General features: G+C 68.0%; 18 protein-coding genes and 1 tRNA gene. 9 read left to right on the top strand and 10 right to left on the bottom strand.

All coding sequences use genetic code 11. The features are described from left to right. Positions 1-106 precede the first annotated feature (106 nt). Both dapD and ACQP2T_RS38745 read right to left on the bottom strand, forming a co-directional pair. Entirely contained in the window at positions 107-1,069 is a 963-nt protein-coding gene (dapD, locus tag ACQP2T_RS38750) for a 2,3,4,5-tetrahydropyridine-2,6-dicarboxylate N-succinyltransferase (protein WP_357945556.1), read from the bottom strand. 90 nt (positions 1,070-1,159) lie between these two features. Then, positions 1,160-2,236 carry a LysR family transcriptional regulator gene (locus ACQP2T_RS38745; protein WP_433509845.1) on the bottom strand — a complete coding sequence of 359 codons (1,077 nt, stop codon included), beginning with the start codon at positions 2,234-2,236 and terminating at the stop codon, positions 1,160-1,162. Positions 2,237-2,306: 70 nt separating this feature from the next. Here ACQP2T_RS38745 and ACQP2T_RS38740 point away from each other — a divergent pair, with 70 nt between their 5' ends. Together ACQP2T_RS38740 and ACQP2T_RS38735 are read left to right on the top strand one after the other, a co-directional pair. Continuing rightward, entirely contained in the window at positions 2,307-3,134 is an 828-nt protein-coding gene (locus ACQP2T_RS38740; RefSeq protein WP_433509844.1) for an SDR family NAD(P)-dependent oxidoreductase, read from the top strand. Further along, positions 3,128-3,724: a TIGR03086 family metal-binding protein gene (locus ACQP2T_RS38735; RefSeq protein ID WP_433509843.1), complete on the top strand. Its 597-nt coding sequence runs from the start codon at positions 3,128-3,130 to the stop codon at positions 3,722-3,724. The genes ACQP2T_RS38740 and ACQP2T_RS38735 overlap by 7 nt, the downstream gene beginning before the upstream one ends. A gap of 320 nt (positions 3,725-4,044) precedes the next feature. Here the strand turns inward: ACQP2T_RS38735 and ACQP2T_RS38730 are convergent. After that, positions 4,045-4,118 (bottom strand) — tRNA-Leu (locus ACQP2T_RS38730). 134 nt (positions 4,119-4,252) lie between these two features. Between ACQP2T_RS38730 and ACQP2T_RS38725 the strand changes: the two genes are divergently transcribed. The 3 genes from ACQP2T_RS38725 to ACQP2T_RS38715 all read left to right on the top strand — a co-directional run bounded on the left by ACQP2T_RS38725 (position 4,253) and on the right by ACQP2T_RS38715 (position 7,848). After that, the gene (locus ACQP2T_RS38725; RefSeq protein ID WP_433519887.1) at positions 4,253-4,819 is read left to right on the top strand and encodes an ANTAR domain-containing response regulator; all 567 of its coding nucleotides are present in this window, start codon (positions 4,253-4,255) and stop codon (positions 4,817-4,819) included. A 149-nt stretch (positions 4,820-4,968) separates the two neighbouring features. Continuing rightward, positions 4,969-6,264: an ABC transporter substrate-binding protein gene (locus ACQP2T_RS38720; RefSeq protein WP_433509842.1), complete on the top strand. Its 1,296-nt coding sequence runs from the start codon at positions 4,969-4,971 to the stop codon at positions 6,262-6,264. A 294-nt stretch (positions 6,265-6,558) separates the two neighbouring features. Continuing rightward, positions 6,559-7,848 (top strand): ABC transporter substrate-binding protein, encoded by a 1,290-nt coding sequence (locus ACQP2T_RS38715; RefSeq protein ID WP_433509841.1) that lies wholly within the window; start codon positions 6,559-6,561, stop codon positions 7,846-7,848. Between the two features lie 3 nt (positions 7,849-7,851). Here ACQP2T_RS38715 and ACQP2T_RS38710 read toward each other — a convergent pair whose 3' ends face one another. Next, positions 7,852-8,712 carry a hypothetical protein gene (locus ACQP2T_RS38710; protein ID WP_433509840.1) on the bottom strand — a complete coding sequence of 287 codons (861 nt, stop codon included), beginning with the start codon at positions 8,710-8,712 and terminating at the stop codon, positions 7,852-7,854. Positions 8,713-8,900: 188 nt separating this feature from the next. Here ACQP2T_RS38710 and ACQP2T_RS38705 point away from each other — a divergent pair, with 188 nt between their 5' ends. After that, entirely contained in the window at positions 8,901-10,196 is a 1,296-nt protein-coding gene (locus tag ACQP2T_RS38705; protein WP_433509839.1) for an ABC transporter substrate-binding protein, read from the top strand. Positions 10,197-10,269: 73 nt separating this feature from the next. Here ACQP2T_RS38705 and ACQP2T_RS38700 read toward each other — a convergent pair whose 3' ends face one another. The 6 genes from ACQP2T_RS38700 to ACQP2T_RS38675 form a co-directional block, all read right to left on the bottom strand. Then, positions 10,270-10,671, bottom strand: coding sequence for a hypothetical protein (locus ACQP2T_RS38700; RefSeq protein WP_357945579.1), 402 nt, complete (start codon positions 10,669-10,671; stop codon positions 10,270-10,272). Between the two features lie 60 nt (positions 10,672-10,731). Continuing rightward, positions 10,732-11,529, bottom strand: coding sequence for an ABC transporter ATP-binding protein (locus ACQP2T_RS38695; RefSeq protein WP_433509838.1), 798 nt, complete (start codon positions 11,527-11,529; stop codon positions 10,732-10,734). Continuing rightward, on the bottom strand, positions 11,526-12,476 hold the full coding sequence (locus ACQP2T_RS38690; RefSeq protein WP_433509837.1) for an ABC transporter ATP-binding protein: 951 nt from the start codon (positions 12,474-12,476) through the stop codon (positions 11,526-11,528). Before ACQP2T_RS38690 ends, ACQP2T_RS38695 begins: the two co-directional genes overlap by 4 nt. Further along, complete coding sequence (locus tag ACQP2T_RS38685) at positions 12,466-13,452, bottom strand: branched-chain amino acid ABC transporter permease (RefSeq protein WP_357945587.1); 987 nt, start codon at positions 13,450-13,452, stop codon at positions 12,466-12,468. The genes ACQP2T_RS38690 and ACQP2T_RS38685 overlap by 11 nt, the downstream gene beginning before the upstream one ends. A 13-nt stretch (positions 13,453-13,465) precedes the next feature. Beyond that, positions 13,466-14,755 (bottom strand): branched-chain amino acid ABC transporter permease, encoded by a 1,290-nt coding sequence (locus ACQP2T_RS38680; RefSeq protein WP_433509836.1) that lies wholly within the window; start codon positions 14,753-14,755, stop codon positions 13,466-13,468. A 524-nt stretch (positions 14,756-15,279) separates the two neighbouring features. Then, positions 15,280-15,624, bottom strand: a complete 345-nt coding sequence (locus ACQP2T_RS38675) for a PaaI family thioesterase (RefSeq protein ID WP_433519886.1) — start codon at positions 15,622-15,624, stop codon at positions 15,280-15,282. A gap of 131 nt (positions 15,625-15,755) precedes the next feature. On the opposite strand from ACQP2T_RS38675, the gene polA reads away from it, so the two are divergent. From polA to rpsA, 3 genes are all read left to right on the top strand, one after another. Beyond that, positions 15,756-18,446, top strand: a complete 2,691-nt coding sequence (gene polA, locus ACQP2T_RS38670) for a DNA polymerase I (protein WP_433509835.1) — start codon at positions 15,756-15,758, stop codon at positions 18,444-18,446. 381 nt (positions 18,447-18,827) lie between these two features. Continuing rightward, positions 18,828-19,877, top strand: a complete 1,050-nt coding sequence (locus tag ACQP2T_RS38665) for a polysaccharide deacetylase family protein (protein ID WP_433509834.1) — start codon at positions 18,828-18,830, stop codon at positions 19,875-19,877. Between the two features lie 201 nt (positions 19,878-20,078). Next, entirely contained in the window at positions 20,079-21,566 is a 1,488-nt protein-coding gene (rpsA, locus tag ACQP2T_RS38660; RefSeq protein ID WP_225291707.1) for a 30S ribosomal protein S1, read from the top strand. The last annotated feature ends 94 nt before the right edge of the window (positions 21,567-21,660 follow it).

Raw genomic sequence — 21,660 nt, 5'->3', positions numbered from 1 at the left:
CGGCTCCACCCCAGGAGCGTGTCCCTGGACGGGCGCCGGCCCCGTGTGGCGGGTGGCGCCCACCGGGCCGGCCGTAACGGATCTTGGGTTTGTGGATCTCGGAGGGTCAGTTGGCGTGCAGCGAGGCGTTGAGCTCGACAGGGCCGCCCGCGCGCGGGGCGGCCTCCACGGCGCCGGTTTGGGAGTTGCGGCGGAACAGGAGGCCGTTCGTGCCGGACAGTGACTTGGCCTTGACGACGCGGCCGTCCGGGAGGGCGACCTTGGTGCCGGCCGTCACATAGAGGCCCGCCTCCACCACGCAGTCGTCGCCCAGCGAGATGCCGATGCCCGCGTTCGCGCCCAGCAGGCAGCGTTCGCCGATGGAGATGACCTCCTTGCCGCCGCCCGAGAGCGTACCCATGATCGAGGAGCCGCCGCCCACGTCGGAGCCGTCGCCGACGATCACGCCCGCCGAGATGCGGCCCTCGACCATCGAGGCGCCCAGCGTGCCCGCGTTGAAGTTCACGAAGCCCTCGTGCATCACCGTGGTGCCGGTGGCCAGGTGCGCGCCGAGGCGTACTCGGTCGGCGTCGGCGATCCGGACACCGGCCGGCAGCACGTAGTCGACCATCCGCGGGAACTTGTCCACCCCATACACCGACACCGCCCCCCGAGCCCGCAACCTCAGCCGGGTCTGCTCGAACCCCTCCACCGGACACGGCCCGAAGTTGGTCCACACGACGTTCGCCAGCAAGGAGAACAGGTTGTCCAGACTCAGCCCGTGCGGCTGGACCAGGCGGCTGGAGAGCAGGTGCAGCCTGAGGTAGGCGTCGTGGGTGTCCGCCGGCGGCTCGGAGAGCTTGGCGATGCCGGTGCGCACGGCCACCACCTCGACGCCCCTGGCCGGGTCGGGACCCACCAGCGAGGCCAGCTCGCCGGCCTCCTCGGCGGAGAGCCGCTCGGTGCCCGTAACGGGCGGGTCGCCCAGCTGGGGAGCGGGGAACCAGGTGTCAAGTACGGTGCCGTCGGCGGCGATGGTCGCGAGCCCGATGGCGTACGCGCCGGTCACGGTGGGATCGATAGCTGTCACTGGCACAAACTATCGTCATCCGGTCCGACCCCAGAGCCCGGAGTCGTCCGTGTCATCACCTCGCCGGTCCACCGGACGGCATTCCACGGGTCACGCGAGCCCATGGTCGATCACCTGCTCAGCCCGGTCACCCGACTCGACCGAGGGCCAGCGTGCCACGTCTCCGGCCGTGACACCCGTCGTCGCGACGTTCGCGATGTCCGCGGCGGTGCGGACGAAGGCGGCCAGGGCGGGGGAGCGGGTCTGCTCGGGCCAGGCCAGGACGACCGTGGTGGGGGCGGCGTCGACGACCGGGACGCAGACCAGGTCACGCCGTACCTGCTCCTTGGCCGATTCGGGGACGACGGCGATCAGCCTGCCGAGGGCGACCAACTGCATGATCTGAGCGGCATCGCCCGCCCGCAGCCCGGCCGCGACATGCGGCTCGGACCCGCCCAGCGACTTGGACGCGACCTGCAGCCCGGAGAGCTGCGGCCCGTGGACCTGGGGTCCGGAGGCGTGTGGCCCGGGGACGTGTGGACCGGGGACCTGCGGTCCGGGGGCATGCCGCCCGGAGGCGCCGGGATCGGGAGCGCGGGGATCGGGCCAGCGCGGGGTCGGGTCGGCGTCCAGGTCGGCGAGGTGGACGAACGGCCGTCCGGCCAGCGGGTGCCGGGCAGGTACGACGGCCACACCGCCCTCCACCAGGAGCGGCTCCGTGTCGAACCCCGTCATGTCCTCCCAAGGGTGGTGCAGGAACGCCACGTCCGCCGTACCGTCGCGCAACAGCCCGGCCCGCTCCGCCACCCCGCACAGCACCACCTCCACCGGCAGAGCGTCCGGGCACGACTGGTAGGCGGCCAGGATGTCCGGGAGCAGCGCGCCGTCGCCGCCCGGCTTCAGCGCCACCACGAGCCGTGGCTCGGTCCGCCCCGCCCTGCGGGTGCGGTGTTCGGCCGCCGCCACCGCGTCCAGGGCCTTGGCGGCCTCCCTGGCCAGCACCTCGCCCGCCGGGGTGAGCGCCACCCGGCGGCCCGAGCGGTCGAAGAGGGTCACCCCGAGCCGCCGTTCGAGCTTCTGGATCGCCCTCGACAGTGGCGGCTGCGCGATCCCCAGCCGCGCGGCCGCCCGGCCGAAGTGCAGCTCCTCGGCGACGGCGGCGAAGTAGGCGAGCTCACGCGTCTCCATACCCCTAGGGTATCGATCCTGACCCAGCCGGTGTTGGCCCGTCCACGATCAACGGTGGTGTGCTCGGGGAATGACCGCATCGACGATCGCCCTGGTGACCGGGGCGAACAAGGGCATAGGTTTCGAGGTCGTCGCGCAGTTGGCCGCGAGGGGCATGACGGTGCTGCTCGCCGCCCGCGACGCACGCCGAGGTGAGGCGGCGGCCGCCAGGCTACGCGCGACCGCCACAGACAGGGCCGGGGGTACGTACAGGTCCGGTTCCAGCGGAGCGGACAGGTCCGGTTCCGGCGGTACGGACAAGGCTGTCGGCGTCGACATCCACCCGATCGTCCTCGACGTCACCGACGCAGCCACCATTCAGGCGGCCGCCGCCCACCTGTCAGACCGCTACGGCCGTCTGGACGTACTCGTGAACAACGCCGGCATCTCCGGCCACCACGCGGGCGAGGCACCCAGCACCACCCCGCCCGAGCTGGTGCGCCAGGTGTTCGAGACGAACGTCGTCGGCGTGCTCATGGTGACGAACGCGTTCTTGCCCCTGCTCAGACGCGCGCCCGCCGCCCGCATCGTGAACGTCTCCAGCGGCGTCGGCTCCCTGAGCCACCACACGACCCCGGATCACTACATGTCCGGACTTCCGGCGTCGGCGGGGTATCCGCCGTCCAAGACGGCGCTCAACGCGCTGACGATCCAGTACGCCAAGGAGCTGCGTGAGGACGGCATCCTGGTCAACGCGGCAGCGCCCGGAGCCTGTGCCACGGACTTCACCAAGGACCTCGGGTTGCCCATCACCCGCACAGCGGCCGACGGAGCGGCCGTTATCGTCAGATTGGCCACCCTGGGCCCCGACGGGCCGACGGGCGGATTCTTCGACGATGACGGGACAGTGCCTTGGTAGACATCATTGAGCTCAACCGCCGGTCTGTGCAGGCGACCGTCGACCTGGTGGCGACCATCAAGCCGGGCGACCTGGACCGGCCGACCCCGTGCGCCGGCTGGGCGGTGCGCGACCTGCTCGCGCATCAGATCGTGCAGAATCACGGCTTCGCCTTCGCCGCCTCCGGTGCGCGGTCCGGTCTGGAGAGCTGGGAGCCGAGTCCGGTGGGGGATGACCCGGTGGAGGAGTACGCGGCGTCGGCGCGGGCGGTGATGGAGGCCTTCGCCGCGGACGGCGTACTTGATCGGGGGTTCTATCTGCCGGAGATCCGCGACGGAGGTCCCTTCCCCGCGCGGATGGCGATCGGGTTCCACTTCGTCGACTGCGTGGTCCACGGCTGGGACTTCGCCAAGGCGCTGGGCGTCCCCGCGAACGTGGACGAGGATCTGGCCGAGGCCGCGCTGCCGGTGGCCGCCAAGGTGCCCGACACACCGGAGACGCGCGGGGAGGGCAAGGCGTTCGTGGCGGGGGTGCCGGCGGCGGACGACGCCCCGGCTCTGGACCGGGTGGTGGCACTACTCGGCCGCTCACCGAGCTGGTCGGCCAGCTGAAGCGGCTCATCGAGCTGGTCCGCTAGCTGAAGCGGCTCGTCGGGGTTGGTGGCCGCACATCTGAAATGTCGGCCGAGGTCAGCACCGCGCCCCGTCGAGGGTCATCACGGCGGACGGCTCCGGCATGGGGAACGGCTCGTCGCTCAGCTCTCCCTGGCCGATCCAGCCCTGACGGTAACGTCCTCGCGGTCCTGAGGGCTCAAATATGACACCCCAGGGTCCGTCCCAAAACACGCCTGTCCCGGAGACAGCGCCCGTCCCGAAACAGCGCCCAGACAAGGAACAGCGCCCGGCCGAAGTGGCCGGGCGACTGATCGAAGTGCCCCGGGTGGGACTCGAACCCACACTGTGCGGGTTTTGAATCCGCTTCCTCTGCCAATTGGGATACCGAGGCAAGGATCCAAAAATATCTGGATCCGTCCTTATCGCACGGCGAAAGGGTAGCCGAAATTCGCAGCCACCCACCACCGGCGTCGCTCTAATCTAGCGGACATCGGTACTCTCTTGCTCGTGAGTACGCAGCGGCGAGTGGTGATCGCGGAAGACGAGGCCCTGATCCGCCTCGATCTCAAGGAGATGCTCGAGGAAGACGGCTACATCGTCGCGGGCGAGGCCGGTGACGGTGAGCGGGCGATCCAGCTGGCCACCGAGCTGAGGCCGGACCTGGTGATTCTCGACGTCAAGATGCCCGTCCTCGACGGCATCTCGGCGGCCGAGCGGATCGTGGCGGAGCGGATCGCTCCGTGCCTCATCCTGACCGCCTTCTCCCAGCGTGACCTGGTCGAGCGGGCCAGGGACGCGGGGGCCATGGCCTATCTGGTCAAGCCGTTCACCAAGGCCGATCTGGTGCCCGCGATCGAGATGGCGGTCAGCAGGCACGAGGAGATGGTGGCGCTGGCCGCCGAGGTGTCGAGCCTGTCCGACAGGCTGGAGACCAGGAAGCTGGTGGAGCGGGCGAAGGGTCAGCTGATGTCCGCGCATGGCTGGAGCGAGCCGCAGGCGTTCCGGTGGATCCAGAAGGCGTCGATGGATCGCCGGCTGAGCATGCGCGAGGTTGCCCAGATCGTTATAGACGACACGGCGGAGCGTGCCTGAGAGGCCATATATCACTGGATTTGTCCCCTCGGGTTGTGGCGCGATTACGAGTGGGCATCCAACCGGCCTCGGTTTCCTTCGCCTGAGGCGTCCCGGTCGCATGCTGATGGGCGGACAGAAGATCCGCTCACCTGGACGGAGACGCTTCGATGATCCGAATTTCCCGGGCCATGGCCGTCGCCACCGCGGCGGCCATGGCACTGGCGGCCTGTTCCACCGGGGGCACCACCACCGCGCCGACCTCGGCGAATACGGCCACCGCTCAGGCGACGGCGACTGGCAGCGCGGCCAAGGGCGACGGCACCCTGACCATCGGCTCGGTGCTGCCGCAGACGGGGTCGCTGGCCTATCTCGGCCCGCCCGAGTACGCCGGCGTCGACCTGGCCATCAAGGAGATCAACGACGCCGGCGGGGTGCTCGGCAAGCCGGTCGCCAAGATCCATACCGACTCGGGGGACACCACCACGAACATCGCCTCGCAGTCGGTGGACAAACTGCTCGCGCAGAAGGCCGACGCCATCATCGGCGCCGCGTCCTCGTCGGTGTCAGAGTCGATCATCGACAAGATCACGCGGGCGGGCGTCGTGGAGTTCTCACCGGCCAACACCTCCGACAAGTTCACCACGATCAAGGACGACGGCCTCTACTTCCGTACGGCCCCGCCGGACAAACTTCAGGGGCGGGTCCTGGGTGACCTGGTGGTGTCCGACGGCAACGACACCGTCGGCATCCTGGCCATGCAGGACTCCTATGGCACCGGCCTGGCCGACCAGGTCACGCAGACCGCCGAGGCGGGCGGCGCCAAGGTGGTCGAGCGGGTGGACTACGACCCCAAGGCGCCCGAGTTCTCCGCCGATGTGGCGAAGATCAAGGCGGCGAACCCGAAAGGCATCGTGCTCATCGGCTTCGACGAGACGGCCAAGGTCGTGGCGGAGCTCGTCAAGCAGGGCCTGACGACGGACAAGTACAAGTGGTACATGGTCGACGGCAACATGTCGAACACCAACTTCCTGAAAATGCCCAGGGGCACGCTGAAGGGCGTCAAGGGCACCATCCCCGGAGCGGCGGCACCCGAGGCGTTCCAGAAGCGGCTCCTGGGCGTCAACCCGAAGCTGACCAACTACACCTACGCCGCGGAGTCGTACGACGCGGCGAACCTCATCGCGCTGGCCGCCGAGGCGGCCAAGGACGACGCGGGCGCGGCGATCGCGGCCAAGCTCGTGGACGTCAGCAAGGGCGGCGAGAAGTGCAAGGACTTCAAGTCCTGCGACGAGCTGCTCAAGGCGGGCAAGGACATCGACTACGACGGCGTGAGCGGGCCGGTCGACTTCAACGACGCGGGCGATCCGTCGGTCGCGACGATCGGGGTCTACCAGTACGGCGCCGACAACAAGTACAACGCCGCCAAGGCGCTCGAATATCGCAAGGGCGACATCTCCGGCTGAAGCCCTCCGCAGCGACGGCCCCGATCCGAGGATCGGGGCCGTCCGTGCTGACGGAGACGTTGCGAACGCCCCAGCGACGACGACACCGGCGGCGACTGACAGGGACAAGACGAACGCTCTCCGCAGTGGACGGCCTCGATTTGAGGATCACGGACCGTCGCCACTGACTGAGACATTACAAATGGGTATAAAAAGGCTGTCAGAACTCCACGCCTCCTCCCTAGACGTGCATGCTGAGCTTGGGAAACGCGGCGAGGTAGATCGTTCCCTTCGCTGACACAGAGGGGGAGTCACATGATGCGCAAACGCCTGCTGGCGGCCGCGGCGGTCTCGAGCCTGGCATTGACGGCCTGTGGCGGTGGTGGCGGCGGTGACACGGGAGTCAAGGGCGCGACGTCGGCCGCTCCGACCTCGGCCGCCGCCGAGGCCAAGGGCGACGGCACGCTGACGATCGGCACCCTGCTGCCGCAGACGGGGTCGCTGGCCTTCCTCGGGCCGCCCGAGTTCGCGGGGGTCGACGCGGCCGTGAAGGAGATCAACGACGCGGGCGGGGTGCTCGGCAAGCCGGTTGCCAAGATCGATACGGACTCGGGCGACACGACGACGAACATCGCCTCGCAGTCGGTGGACAAACTGCTCGCGCAGAAGGCGGACGCCATCATCGGCGCCGCGTCGAGCTCGGTGTCGGAGTCGGTGATCGACAAGATCACGGGCGCCGGGGTGGTCCAGTTCTCGCCGGCCAACACCTCTGACAAGTTCACCACGATCAAGGACAACGGCCTGTACTTCCGTACGGCGCCGCCGGACAAGCTTCAGGGCCGGGTGCTGGGCGATCTGATCGTGGCCGACGGCAACGACACGATCGGCATCCTGGCCATGCAGGACTCCTACGGCTCGGGCCTGGCCGACCAGGTCACGAAGACCGCGCAGGACGCCGGGGCCTCGGTGGTGCAGCGGGTGGACTACGACCCGAAGGCCGCCGACTTCTCCGCCGACGTGGCCAAGATCAAGGCGGCGAACCCGAAGGCGGTCGTGCTCATCGGCTTCGAGGAGACCGCCAAGGTGGTGGCGGAGCTCGTCAAGCAGGGCCTGACGGCCGACAAGGTCAAGTGGTACATGGTCGACGGAAACATGTCCAACAGCAACTACCTGAAGATGCCCAAGGGCACGTTGGCGGGCGTCAAGGGCACCATCCCCGGCGCCGCGGCGCCCACCGATTTCCGGAAGAAGCTGCTGGCGGTCAACCCCAAGCTGACCAGTTACACCTACGCCGCGGAGTCGTACGACGCCACGATCCTCATCGCGCTGGCCGCCGAGGCGGCCAAGGACGACAGCGGCCGGTCGATCGCCGCCAAGCTGCCCGAGGTGAGCGAGGGCGGCGAGAAGTGCAAGACCTTCAAGTCCTGCGACGAACTGCTCAAGACCGGCAAGGACATCGACTACGACGGCGTGAGCGGCCCGGTCGAGTTCAACGCCGCCGGTGACCCGTCGGTCGCGACGATCGGCGTCTACCAATACGGCGAGAACAACGAGTACGACGCCACGAAGGCGCTGGAATATCGCACCGGCAAGATCGCGGGCTGAGGCTCAGCCGCCCAGCCCGCACGTCTTGAGCGCGTAGGCGGTCAGCCGCTCCTGGAGCGGTTTGGGCGGCACGACGATGACCACGCGTTCCTCGCCGCCGTCGATGGTGGCCCGCACGGGGAACAGGAACGCCTTCTTGCCCTCGGCGAACGCGTGCGGGTCGCAGCGGCCGGGGGTGAGCTCGAGGCCGAGTTGCGCCCGCTGCGCCCCGGCGTCCAGGGTCGCCAGCGGCCTGCTCTTCTTGACGGGGGTGGCGATGTAGTGAGTGGTGCCGCCCACGTCCTGTACGGCCACCACGCCCGCGCTGCGGCGGGTCAGGACGAGACTGCCGCGCATCACCTTGCCGACCTGCGTCCAGTCGTCGCCGAACTCGATGTCGGCCGCCTCCTTGATCAGGAATGCGGAGCACTCGTCACGCAGCAGCCGGGTCAGCAGCGGGTCCGGGTGCGGCACCTTGAAGACCACCCTGCGCAGCGGCTCGGACCCGGTGCGCAGGTGGGCCACGACCGTGGCCGGCTGCAGCGACGGCAGGCCCTTGGGCGAGCAGTTGGCCGCGCCGTACGGAATGCGCAGGTCTGTGCGAGGCGTCCGCTTCAGGAGCGCGTCGGCGCGTTCGGGAGGCAGTGTCTTGAACGACGGTGTGACAAGCTGAACGTCAGAGAAATAGACCGGCGTGTCCGTCGCATTCGTGACGGCCACTTCGAGGGCGTGTACGGGCTCGTCAGAGCGCCACTGGGCCAGCGAGACCGACACCCCTTTGGGAGGGTCGGCAGGGGGCGCCGCGGGCGTCTCAGGGGCGCCACAGCTCGCCAGAAGAGCAATGGGCGGGATCGCCATGGCGAGGAAGGCCGCTGTGCGCTTCACCAGTCGAACATTAGGCGTGATCCTCAGGCTCCCGTAAGTTGAGGAGTGATTACGACTCCGCATCCAAGTACCGACAGTTCTCTCTTCCATCTGTTGAACTGGCCTTACGTTCTATAGCTTTCCGTCATTCGATTCGGGAACGTCGGCGGTGCTGACCTCACCCGGCCTGGAGATGAAGGAGACACTTCATGATCCGCATTGCTCCCGCGGGACGGGCGCTGGCTGTCGTGGCTGCCACGAGCCTGGCCCTGACAGCCTGCGGTGGTGGCGGTAACACCGCTGCGCCGGCCTCGTCCTCGGCCGCGCCATCCAGTGCGGCTGCCCCGGCTGCCAAGGGCGACGGGACCTTGACTGTCGGCACCCTGCTGCCGCAGACCGGTTCGCTTGCCTTCCTCGGCCCGCCCGAGTTCGCCGGTGTGGACGCCGCGCTCAAGGAGATCAACGAAGCCGGTGGCGTGCTTGGCAAGCCGGTGCAAAAATATGACACCGACTCCGGTGACACCACCACGAACATCGCTTCGCAGTCGGTGGACAAGCTGCTCGCGCAGAAGGCCGACGCCATCATCGGCGCCGCGTCCTCCTCGGTGTCGGAGTCGGTGGTCGACAAGATCACGGGTGCCGGCGTGGTTCACTTCTCGCCCGCCAACACCTCTGACAAGTTCACCACGATCAAGGACAACGGCCTCTACTTCCGTACGGCTCCGCCGGACAAGCTGCAGGGCCGCGTGCTGGGCGACCTGATCATCGCCGACGGCAGCGACACGGTCGGCATCCTGGCCATGCAGGACTCCTACGGCACCGGCCTGGCCGACCAGGTGGCCAAGACCGTCACCGACGGTGGCGCCGAGGTCGTCGAGCGCGTGGACTACGACCCGAAGGCCGCCGACTTCTCCGCCGACGTCGCGAAGATCAAGGCGAAGGCTCCCAAGGCCATCGTGCTGATCGGCTTCGAGGAGACCGCCAAGGTCATCCAGGAGCTGGTCAAGCAGGGTCTGCCGGCCAGCAAGCACAAGTGGTACATGGTCGACGGCAACACCTCCAACACCAACTACGTCAAGATGCCCAAGAACACCCTCAAGGGCGTCAAGGGCACGATCCCCGGTGCCGCCGCTCCGGAGGACTTCAAGGCCAAGCTCATGGCTGTCAACCCCAAGCTGGAGGACTTCAGCTACGCGCCTGAGTCCTACGACGCCATGAACCTGATCGCGCTGGCCGCCGAGGCCGCCAAGAGCGACGCGGGTGTCGACATCGGTGCCAAGCTGGCCGAGGTCAGCAAGGGCGGCGAGAAGTGCAACAACTTCAAGTCGTGCGTCGACCTGCTCAAGGCCGGCAAGGACATCGACTACGACGGCGTGAGCGGTCCGGTCGAGTTCAACGAGGCCGGTGACCCGGCGGTCGCCACGATCGGCATCTACGAGTACGGTGCCGACAACAAGTACCCGACCAAGGCGCTCGAGTACCGCACCGGCAACATCGCCGGCTAGTCCGTACGCCGCACACCCTGGAAGGCCCGGTCCGCTGGATCGGGCCTTCCGGCTGTTCGCGGACCATTGGCGCCTATTGGCCGCAGCCCGCCACGATCTCGTCGGCGGCGATCCGGTACTGGGCGAGCAGCGCCACCTGCCGCTCACGCGGAACGTCGGCCCTGGACAGGCCCGCCGTCGTGGACTCGACCGTTCGCACGGCCGTACCCAGCGACTCGGGCAGGCGCGGGCCGAACTGCAGGGTGATGCCGCGCGCCTCAGCGAGGCGGCCGAGCAGCGCGTCCTCGAAGTTCTGGGTGTTCTCCTGGCCCTTCGGCTTCAGCATGAGGCCGACGTAGCCGATCGCGGAGACCACGCGCGCACAGGGGTCGTCGGTGGGGTCGCCGCCAGTGCTGTACTTCCCGGCCGAGGCGGCGCCGTTCTGACAGGCGACGAGGATGGGCAGCAGGAGCGCGATTGTCGCAATTCGTCTCACAGCGCTCATTAAAAACGGCGAAGGGGCCCCTGGGGAGCCCCTTCGCCGTTTTGAGATCTTCTAGGCCTTCGCCAGGGTGCCGAGGTAGAGCTCGATCACCTTGGGGTCGTTGGCCAGCTGACGACCGGTGCCGGTGTAGGCGTTGCGGCCCTGGTCCAGCACGTAGCCGCGGTGGCAGATCTGCAGGCAGCGCCGGGCGTTCTGCTCGACCATGATGACCGTCACGCCCGCCTTGTTGATCTGCTGGGCCTGGATGAACACCAGGTCCTGCAGCATGGGCGACAGGCCCGCCGACGGCTCGTCCAGCAGCAGCACCGACGGCTCGGTCATGAGCGCCCTGGCCATCGCCACCATCTGCCGCTCGCCGCCCGACAGCGAGCCGGCCCGCTGCTTGCGCCGCTCCTTGAGCGCCGGGAACAGCTCGGCGACGAACTCGAAGCGCTCCTTGAACTTGCCGGGCACCTGGAAGGCGCCCATCTCGAGGTTCTCCTCGATGGTGAGGCTCGGGAAGACGTTGTTGGTCTGCGGGACGTAGCCGACCCCTCGGGCGACCAGCGAGTGCGCCTTCATGTTCGTGATGTCCTCACCCTTCAGCACCACCGTGCCGCTGCGGATGTTGACCAGCCCGAACATGGCCTTGAGCAGCGTCGACTTGCCGGCGCCGTTGGGGCCGATGATGCCGATCAGCTCACCCTCGCCGACGTACAGGTCGGAGCCGTTGAGGATGTTGACGCCCGGCAGGTAGCCGGCGATGAGCTCGTCGCACCGCAGCACGGCGTTCGCGGCGCCCGCCAGGTGGGCGCCGCGGTCGGTGATCGCCGCCTTCGACTCGGGCGCTGACTCGGGGACGGCGTTCACTTCTGCGTCTCCTCTTCGATCTCGGCCTCCAGCGCCGCCTCCGCCTGGTGCAGCTGCTCTTCGAGCTCGCTGTCCGACAGCGGCGCGTCGTGGTGGGCGCCCAGGTAGGCGTCGATGACGCGGGAGTCGGACATGATCGTGTCCGGTGGTCCCTCGGCGATGATGGCGCCCTGGGCCATGACGATCACCCAGTCGCTGATGTCGCGGACCATGTCCATGTCGTGTTCGACGAACAGCACGGTCATGCCCTGATCGCGCAGGTCCTTGACGTGGCCGAGCAGTGACTGGGTCAGCGCCGGGTTGACGCCGGCCATCGGCTCGTCGAGCATGACCAGCTCGGGCTTGACCATGAGCGCGCGGGCCATCTCCAGCAGCTTGCGCTGGCCGCCGGACAGCGATCCGGCGAAGTCCTCGCGCTTGGCGTCGAGCTTGAACCTGGTCAGCAGATCCTCGGCCTGCTCGGTGATCGCCTCCTCCTGGGCCCGCCAGGAGCCGGGCACCAGCGCCCGCCAGAAGTTCTCGCCGCGCTGCTGCTGGGCGCCGAGCCGCATGTTCTCCATCACCGTCAGCCTGGACAGGGCCTTGGTGAGCTGGAAGGTACGGACCATGCCGGCGCGGGCGACCCGGTGGGCGGGAACTCCGCTCATGTTGTTGCCGTTGAACGTCCACTTGCCTGCGTCAGCGGTGTCGAAGCCGGTGAGCTGGTTGAAGAACGTCGTCTTGCCGGCGCCGTTGGGGCCGATCAGGGCGGTGATGGAGCCGCGCTGGATCTCGACGTGGTCCACCTCGACGGCGGTCAGACCGCCGAAGCGGCGCACGACGCCGTCGACCACGAGGATCGGGTCGGGCTTGGGCACGCCGGGATCGCGAGCCAGGTCCTTGAAGGCGGCCAGGGCCGCGGCCTTGCGCTCGGAGATCGTGCTTGGGGCGGTTGTTTCAGCGGACATCGAAAGCTATCTCCCTCTTGTCACCGAAGATGCCCTGTGGCCGGAAGATGAGCAACAGGATCAACCCGAGACCAACCAGGATGTAGCGCACCGGGCCGACCTGGATCGAGGTCATGAAGGGGATGTACCCCGCCTGAACCGCCTCACTGAGCACACCGTTGACCAGGACCAGCAGCACCCAGAAGATCATGGATCCGACGACGGGGCCGAGCACGCGGGCCGCGCCACCGAGGATCACGATCGTGTAGGCGAAGAAGGTGGTCTCGGTGCCGAAGACGTCGGGCTGCACCGAGGCGTAGGCCAGGCCGTACACGAAGCCGCCCAGGCTGCCGATGACGCCGCCGAGGATGAGCGACTGCATCTTGTAGGAGAAGACGTTCTTGCCGAGGCTGCGTACGGCGTCCTCGTCCTCGCGGATGGCCTTGAGCACGCGGCCCCACGGGCTGCGCATGAGCAGGTAGACGATGCCGCAGGACAGGGCGACCAGCACCCAGCCGACGAGCATGATCCACAGGATCCGGTGGTTGAAGGTGAACCAGCCGATGCCGTACTCGCCCTCGGGGAAGGGGTTGAGCGCGTAGAAGCCGTCGGAGAAGCCACGCTGCCCGTCGGAGCCGCCGAACACGCTCTTGAACGCCACCGAACGGAAGACGAGCCTGACGATCTCGGCCGCCGCGATGGTGACGATGGCCAGATAGTCGGCCCGCAGGCGCAGCGTCGGCGCGCCCAGGAGCAGCGCCAGGAGCACCGCGGCGATGAGGCCGACCGCGATGCCGATCCAGAAGGGCAGGCCCAGGACGGTGACCGTGACGGCCAGGCCGTAGCCGGCCACGCCCATGAACGCCGCCTGCCCGAAGTTGAGCAGGCCCGTGTAGCCGAAGTGGATGTTGATGCCGATCGCGGCGAGCGCGTAGAGCACCGTCTCGACGCCGATGGCGGACTTGACGGTGGTGCTGATGATCGTGATCCAGTCCATGTGACTCCCCCCGTCAGCCGATCCGCTCTCGGCGGCCCAGGATGCCCTGTGGCCGGAAGAGGAGCACGATGATGAGTACGGCCAGCGCGCCGACGCTCTTGAGCTCCGGCGGCACCCACAGCGTGGAGACCTGGATGAACAGGCCGACCACGAGCGAGCCCACCAGGGCGCCGAACGCGGTGCCGAGCCCGCCGAGCGTCACACCGGCGAAGATGAGCAGCAGGATGTCCTGGCCCATCGTGTATTTCAGGTTTTGCGACAAGCCGAGCATGATGCCGGCCAGCGCGGCGATGGCGCCGCCCGTGGTCCAGATGATGCGGATGACCCGGTCGACGTTGATGCCCGAGGAGGCGGCCAGCGCCGGGTTGTCGGCGACCGCGCGGGCCGCCTTGCCGGTGCGGGTGCGCAGCAGGGCCATGCCGACGATGATGAGGACCACCAGCTCGATGCCCATCGCGACGAAGTTCTTCGGAGCCGCGGAGATCGGGCCGATCTCGATGCCCGGCTGGGCGGTGTACTGGGCGAACGATTCGTTCTGCCCGCCGAACAGGATCAGGAAGACATAGCGCAGGAAGAGCGCCACACCGATCGAGATGATCATCATGGCGATGGTGCCGGTGCCGCGCCTGCGCAGCTGCCCCCAGAAGAAGCGGTCCTGAAGGTAGCCGAGCGCGCCTCCCGCGATCACCGCGATCACGGCCGCGGGGATCAGATGCAGGCCGAAGCCCACGTTGAACATGTAGGCGAGCAGCGCGCCCATCGTGACGAGCTCACCGTGGGCGAAGTTGGTCAGCCCCGTGGTGCCGTAGATCAGCGAGAGACCGAGCGCGGCCAGCGCGATGATCAGACCGAGGTTCAGGCCCTCGAAGGTGAGCTGTGCCGCCTGGTCCAGGAAGGGGCTGGTCTCGGCGCCCTCGTCCGGGGCCGGTTGGCCCGCGGCGCCCTTGGGCTGCAGGGCGAACAAGACGGTGGACATGTTGCCGGAAAAGACGGTCGGGGTGCGGACGGCGTTGCCGCCCCGGACCACCGCGTTGGCAGGAAGCGTCTTGACATCCAGCGTGACCTTGTACTTGCCCGGTTTGTCGACCGGGACTTCCCACGCGCCCTGGGCGTTGCTTGTGACCTCCTTGACGGGTTGTCCGCCTTCGGTGGTCACGACGATTTTCACGCCGTTCACTGGTTGGCCTTGGAGTTTGAGTGTTCCCTTCAAACCCTGATCGGGGGCCGCCGCCTGGGCGGGGACCGCGAGCAGGAAGATGAGTCCACCCAGGAAGGCCGTGAACGCGATCACGGCTCTGCGCAATGGTGCTCCCTCAAATAGGTCAAGGCGGGGTTGTGCCCCTCCATCTCGACACGTGGGCATCGCAGGCACAACAAAACTGGATGCTGTGGCGGGAGCTTATTCTGGTCGCGCCCGGTTCAGTATCGTTCGTCACCAATTAGTGACACGTGCGTGTCGCTCGCGTGAGGAACCAAGACGCCAGGTCAGGGGCTAAATGCCGCTAGACGCCTGGCGCTTCAGGGGCGCTAATGCATAACCATCGCTGCAGAACGTGAACGAGCCCGCGGAAGAGGACCTTTGGGACCATGTAGGGCTTCCCCGGCCTCACACGTTATCTACTCGGCCTCCCCGCGGGCTCCGCTTGGACAACCGTAGCGACCCACGGGGCTCGTGTGCAAAGAGAGTCGGAAAGTCGCGTGGCGTTCAGTGATCACGCGGCCTGCGAGTGACCGATCACGCCGCATGTACGTCGGCGATGGTGAGCGATCGTGCCGCACGTACGTCGGCGATCGCACGGCACGCGGGTCACGCGCATGGCACGCGGGTCAGCGATCGCGCAGCATGCAGGTCAGCCGGGACGTGCACACGCGCCGCCCCTCCTCGTCGGTGATCTCGATCTCGTACGTGGCCAGCGAGCGGCCGCCGTGCAGCCGAGTCGCCACGCCGGTGACGAAGCCGGAGATGGCCGAGCGGTGGTGGGTGGCGTTGATCTCGATGCCGACGGCGATGCGGTCCGCGCCCGCGTGGATGGCCGCGCCGGTCGAGCCCAGCGTCTCGGCGAGCACGACGGACGCGCCGCCGTGCAGCAGGCCGTACGGCTGGGTGTTGCCCGCGACCGGCATCCGGCCCACGACCCGCTCCGCGCTGGCCTCGACGAACTCGATGCCCATCCGGTCGGGGAGCGTGCCCTCATGGACGGCGTTCAACGTCTGGAAATCCACCGGGTCGATCCGCGTCAAGGGGAGTCCTCCAGTCTTCCGAGCTCAGGTTTTCTGTCGGAGATGGAGACTAGGCTGCTTGTGTGCCGAAGAGTGAAGTGACCCCCAGCCGCCCGTGCCTGTTGCTGCTCGACGGGCATTCCCTGGCCTATCGCGCGTTCTACGCGCTCAAGGACGCCAACCTCATGACCACCGACGGTCAGCACACCGAGGCGGTCTACGGGTTCACCTCGATGCTGACCAACATCCTGCGCGACGAGCAGCCGTCGCACGTGGCCGTCGCGTTCGACCGGTCGGAGCCGACGTTCCGGCACGAGGAGTACTCCGAATACAAGGCCAACAGGAGCGAGACCCCCGAAGACTTCCGGGGCCAGATGCAGCTCATCTACGAGCTCCTCGACACGCTGCGTGTCCCGCACCTGTCCAAGGCCGGGTTCGAGGCCGACGACCTCATCGCCACGCTCGCCACCCGGGCCCGCGCCGAGGGCATGGACGTGCTGATCGTCACCGGCGACCGCGACGCGCTCCAGCTGGTCGACGAGCACGTCACGGTCCTGATGACGCGCCGTGGCATCAGCGACATGACCAGGTTCACCCCCGAGGCCGTCGAGGAGAAATACGGCCTGACCCCGGTCCAATACCCCGACTTCGCGGCGCTGCGCGGCGACCCCAGCGACAACCTGCTCAGCATCCCGAGCGTCGGCGAGAAGACCGCCGCCAAGTGGGTGCGCGAGTTCGGCTCGCTGACCGCGCTGATCGACCGGGTCGACGAGGTCAAGGGCAAGGTCGGCGAGAAGCTGCGCGAGCACGTCGCCCAGGTGCTGATGAACCGCCGGCTCACCGAGCTGCTGCGCGACGTCCCGATGGAGGTCGACCTGGGCGAGCTCAAGCAGGGCAACTGGGAGCGCGAAGAGGTCAACAAGCTCTTCGACACGCTGCAGATCCGCGGCGAGCTGCGCGAGCGTGTCTTCAAGGTGCTCGGCACCGGCGAGCAGGAGCCCGACCAGGGCTTCGAGGTGGAGACCATCATCCTCGGCCCCGACCGGGTCGCGGGCTGGCTGTCCGCGCTGCCCGCCGGGCGGGCGGGCCTGGCCTTCAAGGGCGCCTACGGCAGTGGCACCGGGCGCATCGACGCCCTCGCGATCGCCTCGCCCGACGGCACGGCCGCCTTCATCGACCCGGTCAAGCTCACCGAATCCGACGAGGCCGCGCTGCGGGCGTGGCTGGCCGACACCGACCGGCCCAAGGCCGTCCACGACGCCAAGGGGCCGATCCTCGCGCTCTGGGCGCAGGGCATGAGCCTCAAGGGCCTGACCTGCGACACGGCCCTGGCCGCCTATCTGGCGATGCCCGGCCAGCGCACCTTCGCCCTCGAAGACCTGGCCCGGCGCTACCTCAACCGCGACCTGCGCGCCGAGGAGGAGTCCAGCGGGCAGGCCGCGCTGTTCGGCGACGACGAGGACGCCCCCGCCAAGGACCTGGCGCTGCGCGCCCATGCCGTGCGTGAGCTGGCCGAGGCGCTGGAGACCTTCCTGACCGGCCGCGGCGGCACCCAGCTGCTGACCGACGTGGAGCTGCCGCTGCTGAGCGTGCTGGCGGAGATCGAGCGCGCGGGCATCGCCGTCGACAGCGAATACTTCGCCGCTCTGGAGGCCGAGTTCGGCGCCGCGGTCAAGCACGCGGTCGAGGAGGCGCACGCGGCCGTCGGCGAGCAGTTCAACCTGGGCTCGCCCAAGCAGCTGCAGGAGATCCTTTTCACCAAGCTCAACCTGCCCAAGACGAAGAAGATCAAGACCGGCTACAGCACCGACGCCGACCAGCTCGCCTGGCTCGCCACGCAGACCGAGCACGAGCTGCCGGTCATCATGCTGCGCCACCGCGACCAGACCAAGCTGCGCACCACCGTCGAGGGCCTGATCAAGGAGGTCTCCGACGACGGGCGCATCCACACCACGTTCAACCAGATCATCGCGGCCACGGGCCGCCTGTCATCCGAAAAGCCCAATCTCCAGAACATCCCGATCCGCACCTCCGAGGGCCGCCGCATCCGGCAGGGCTTCGTGGTCGGCGCGGGCTACGAGACGCTGCTCACGGCCGACTACAGCCAGATCGAGCTGCGCATCATGGCCCACCTGTCGGGCGACGAGGCGCTGATCGCCTCCTTCGAGTCGGGCCACGACTTCCACCAGGCGACCGCGGCCCGGGTGTTCGACCTGCCGCCCGAGCAGATCGACGGCGAGCTGCGGGCGCGCATCAAGGCGATGAACTACGGCCTCGCCTACGGCCTGTCCGACTTCGGGCTGTCCGGGCAGCTCAACATCCCGGTGGCCGAGGCGCGGGCGCTCAAGGAGGAATACTTCCAGGAGTTCGGCGGCGTCCGCGACTTCCTGCAGGCCATCGTCCAGCAGGCGCGCACCGACGGCTACACCGAGACCATCATGGGCCGCCGCCGCTACCTGCCCGACCTGACCAGCGACAACCGGCAGCGCCGCGAGATGGCCGAGCGCATGGCGCTCAACGCGCCCATCCAGGGCTCGGCGGCCGACATCATCAAGGTCGCCATGCTCAACGTCTCCCAGGCGATGCGGGAGGAAGGGCTGGGCTCCCGGATGCTGCTGCAGGTCCACGACGAGCTGGTGTTCGAGGTGGCTCCCGGCGAGCTCGACCGGCTCCGCGCCCTCGTGTGCGACCAGATGAACGCCGCCTACCACCTGCGGGTCCCGCTGGAGGTCTCCGTGGGCGTCGGTCGCACCTGGGAGGACGCTGGCCACTGACCGCCCGCCGACGCTCGTGACGATGAGTGTGAGGGGCCGCGTGGCCGAGCCTGGCGAATCGGCCGCCGATGCTCGTGACGGCTCGCGCGGCCGATTCCGCTGATCGGCCGCTGGCGAGCGTAAGGGCTGCGCGGCCGGTCCCGCCGTACCGGACGTTTATCCCCGTACGGTGGGGCAAGTCGATCTTTGTCCGGTGGGACCGTCTGGCGCTGAGCGGCGGCGGTCCCACACCGTGAAGCAGGGTGGTCCGGCGGGCCGTGAACAGCGGCCGATACGGGGTTCTGGACTACCCTGAGGGTAATTTCCCCCGAGTGGCACGGGAGCCTTGTGCGATCGTCAGCGTCCTTCCCCCGGTTAATCGCCCTCGCGAACGTCTTGGTCGTGTCAGTGGCGGTCATCGGGCTGATGCTGCAGTCCTCCTCCGGCCGGTCCGTGCCCGGGCCGCCGGCGGTGGCCAAGATCGAGCAGTCCGCGCAACCCACCCCCGCCGAGCCCGTGCCGACGTTCGCCGAGCCGCCCGGGGTGGTGTCCACGCCGGAGTTCGCCAAGCAGGTCAAGGCCAACGAGCTCGGGCTGGTGCCGGTGCTGATGTACCACCGGATACTCAAGAAGCGGATCGCCTCCATCGACCGCACGCCCGACCAGCTGCGCAAAGAGCTGGAGAAGCTGGCCAAGCAGGGCTACGCGCCGATCACCGCCAAGGAGTTCGCCACCGGCGACATCCGGGTGCCCGCCGGCCGCTTCCCTGTGGTGCTGACCTTCGACGACGGGCACGAGAGTCACTTCAGGCTCGACGCGAGCGGCAACCCCGCGCCGGACACCGCGGTCGGGGTGCTCCTCGACGTGGCCCGGCGCTATCCCGAGTTCCGGCCGGTCGCCACGCTGTGGATCAACCACGACCCGTTCGGGCTGCGGCAGCGCGACCAGCAGGTGGCGGCCGTGCGGTGGCTGGTCGAGCACGGGTTCGAGGTGGCCAATCACACCTGGTCCCACCCCAATCTGGCCGCCATGCGGAAGAAGAAGGTCAAGGAGCAGGTCGTCCGGCTCGAACGGCTGCTGAAGAAGCTCGGCGCCGGGCCCGCCGTCACCATGGCCCTGCCGTTCGGGGCCATGCCGCACCCGAAGAAGATCGCCCGGCGCGGTGAGTGGGACGGCACGTCCTACGACTTCGCCGGGGTCTTCCTGGCCGGGGCCGAGCCGTCGCTTTCGCCCTTCGCGAAAAAATTCGACCCCGTGGCCATCCAGCGCATCCAAAGCAACGGCAAAAAGGGCGAATGTCGCAAATGGTGCTCGCAGTACTGGCTGGAGTGGCTGAACAAGCACCCTGGGGACCGCTACGTCTCCGACGGAGATCCCACGAAGATCTCCATCCCGCAGCGGCTTCAGGGTAATATCACCCCGAAGCGGAAAGATCAGCTGATCGTTTACTGACCAGTGCGGGGCCGGTTGGATTGACCCCACGCTCAACGTCTCATATGCTGATCGCTGCGCTGTGGGCTCGCGCGCGCCTCAGACGGAGCGGGCTCGCGCTCGGTCACGTCGATGTCGTTATTTCCTCGGCTTGATGCGGAAGAGGGCCTGCCGCGCGTCCGCCACATCGACACCCTGTCCGCGTTCGGAGCAATTCCACACATGACGTCCAGCACTGAGGCCACCTCGAGCACCCCGCAGGTAGCGGTCAACGACATCGGGTCCGAGGAAGCCTTCCTCGCAGCGATCGACGAGACCATCAAGTACTTCAACGACGGCGACATCGTCGAGGGCACCGTCGTCAAGGTCGATCGAGACGAGGTCCTTCTCGATATCGGCTACAAGACCGAGGGTGTCATCCCCTCGCGTGAGCTTTCGATCAAGCACGATGTCGACCCAGCGGACGTCGTGGAGGTCGGCGAACACGTCGAAGCCCTGGTTCTCCAGAAGGAGGACAAAGAGGGCCGCCTGATCCTGTCCAAGAAGCGCGCTCAGTACGAGCGCGCCTGGGGCACGATCGAAAAGATCAAGGACGAGGACGGCATCGTCACCGGCACCGTCATCGAGGTCGTCAAGGGTGGACTCATCCTCGACATCGGCCTCCGTGGCTTCCTGCCGGCGTCCCTGGTCGAGATGCGCCGTGTCCGCGACCTGCAGCCGTACGTCGGCCGCGAGCTCGAGGCGAAGATCATCGAGCTGGACAAGAACCGCAACAACGTGGTCCTGTCCCGCCGCGCCTGGCTCGAGCAGACGCAGTCCGAGGTTCGCCAGACGTTCCTCAACACCCTCCAGAAGGGGCAGGTCCGCAAGGGCGTCGTCTCCTCGATCGTCAACTTCGGTGCGTTCGTGGATCTCGGCGGCGTCGACGGACTGGTCCACGTGTCCGAGCTGTCCTGGAAGCACATCGACCACCCCTCCGAGGTCGTCGAGGTCGGCCAGGAGGTCACGGTCGAGGTCCTCGACGTCGACATGGAGCGCGAGCGCGTCTCCCTGTCGCTCAAGGCCACTCAGGAAGACCCGTGGCAGCAGTTCGCCCGCACCCACCAGATCGGCCAGGTCGTGCCGGGTCGCGTCACCAAGCTGGTGCCGTTCGGCGCGTTCGTCCGGGTCGAGGAGGGCATCGAGGGCCTGGTTCACATCTCCGAGCTGGCCGAGCGCCACGTGGAGATCCCGGAGCAGGTCGTCCAGGTCGGCGACGAGATCTTCGTCAAGATCATCGACATCGACCTCGACCGGCGTCGCATCAGCCTCTCGCTGAAGCAGGCCAACGAGGGTGTCAGCGGCGCCGAGGTCGAGTTCGACCCGACGCTCTACGGCATGGCGGCGACCTACGACGACCAGGGCAACTACATCTACCCCGAGGGCTTCGACTCGGAGACCGGTGAGTGGCTCGAGGGCTTCGACAAGCAGCGCGAGGAGTGGGAGCGGCAGTACGCCGAGGCCCAGACCCGCTTCGAGGCGCACAAGAAGCAGATCGAAGAGGCTCGCAAGGCGGAGGCCGAGGCGGGCGAAGCCGCTCCCTCGTCCTACACCGGTGAGACGGCGGCTCCGGCCAGCAGCTCGGGCTCGTCCGCTCCGGCGGCCGGCGCCCTCGCCTCCGACGAGGCTCTCGCGGCTCTGCGCGAGAAGCTCGCGGGCGGCCAGAGCTGACCTGGTTGACCAGCTGACAGAGAAAACCCCGCACCATCTGGTGCGGGGTTTTTCTTTTGGGTTAATTGCGGAACGTCCCTTTCCGCGATGCTTC

The organism is Nonomuraea sp. CA-143628, assembly GCF_050942315.1.
Lineage (GTDB): Bacteria > Actinomycetota > Actinomycetes > Streptosporangiales > Streptosporangiaceae > Nonomuraea.
This window is presented reverse-complemented; position numbering and strand designations above follow the sequence as displayed.

Bases quoted from the DNA above. Each gene is read 5' to 3' on its own strand.
- ACQP2T_RS38745 (WP_433509845.1), bottom strand. From the start codon at position 2,236: ATGGAGACGCGTGAGCTCGCCTACTTCGCCGCCGTCGCCGAGGAGCTG.
- ACQP2T_RS38740 (WP_433509844.1), top strand. From the start codon at position 2,307: ATGACCGCATCGACGATCGCCCTGGTGACCGGGGCGAACAAGGGCATA.
- ACQP2T_RS38720 (WP_433509842.1), top strand. From the start codon at position 4,969: ATGATCCGAATTTCCCGGGCCATGGCCGTCGCCACCGCGGCGGCCATG.
- ACQP2T_RS38715 (WP_433509841.1), top strand. From the start codon at position 6,559: ATGATGCGCAAACGCCTGCTGGCGGCCGCGGCGGTCTCGAGCCTGGCA.
- ACQP2T_RS38705 (WP_433509839.1), top strand. From the start codon at position 8,901: ATGATCCGCATTGCTCCCGCGGGACGGGCGCTGGCTGTCGTGGCTGCC.
- ACQP2T_RS38690 (WP_433509837.1), bottom strand. From the start codon at position 12,476: ATGTCCGCTGAAACAACCGCCCCAAGCACGATCTCCGAGCGCAAGGCC.
- ACQP2T_RS38685 (WP_357945587.1), bottom strand. From the start codon at position 13,452: ATGGACTGGATCACGATCATCAGCACCACCGTCAAGTCCGCCATCGGC.
- ACQP2T_RS38675 (WP_433519886.1), bottom strand. From the start codon at position 15,624: ATGGGCATCGAGTTCGTCGAGGCCAGCGCGGAGCGGGTCGTGGGCCGG.
- rpsA (WP_225291707.1), top strand. From the start codon at position 20,079: ATGACGTCCAGCACTGAGGCCACCTCGAGCACCCCGCAGGTAGCGGTC.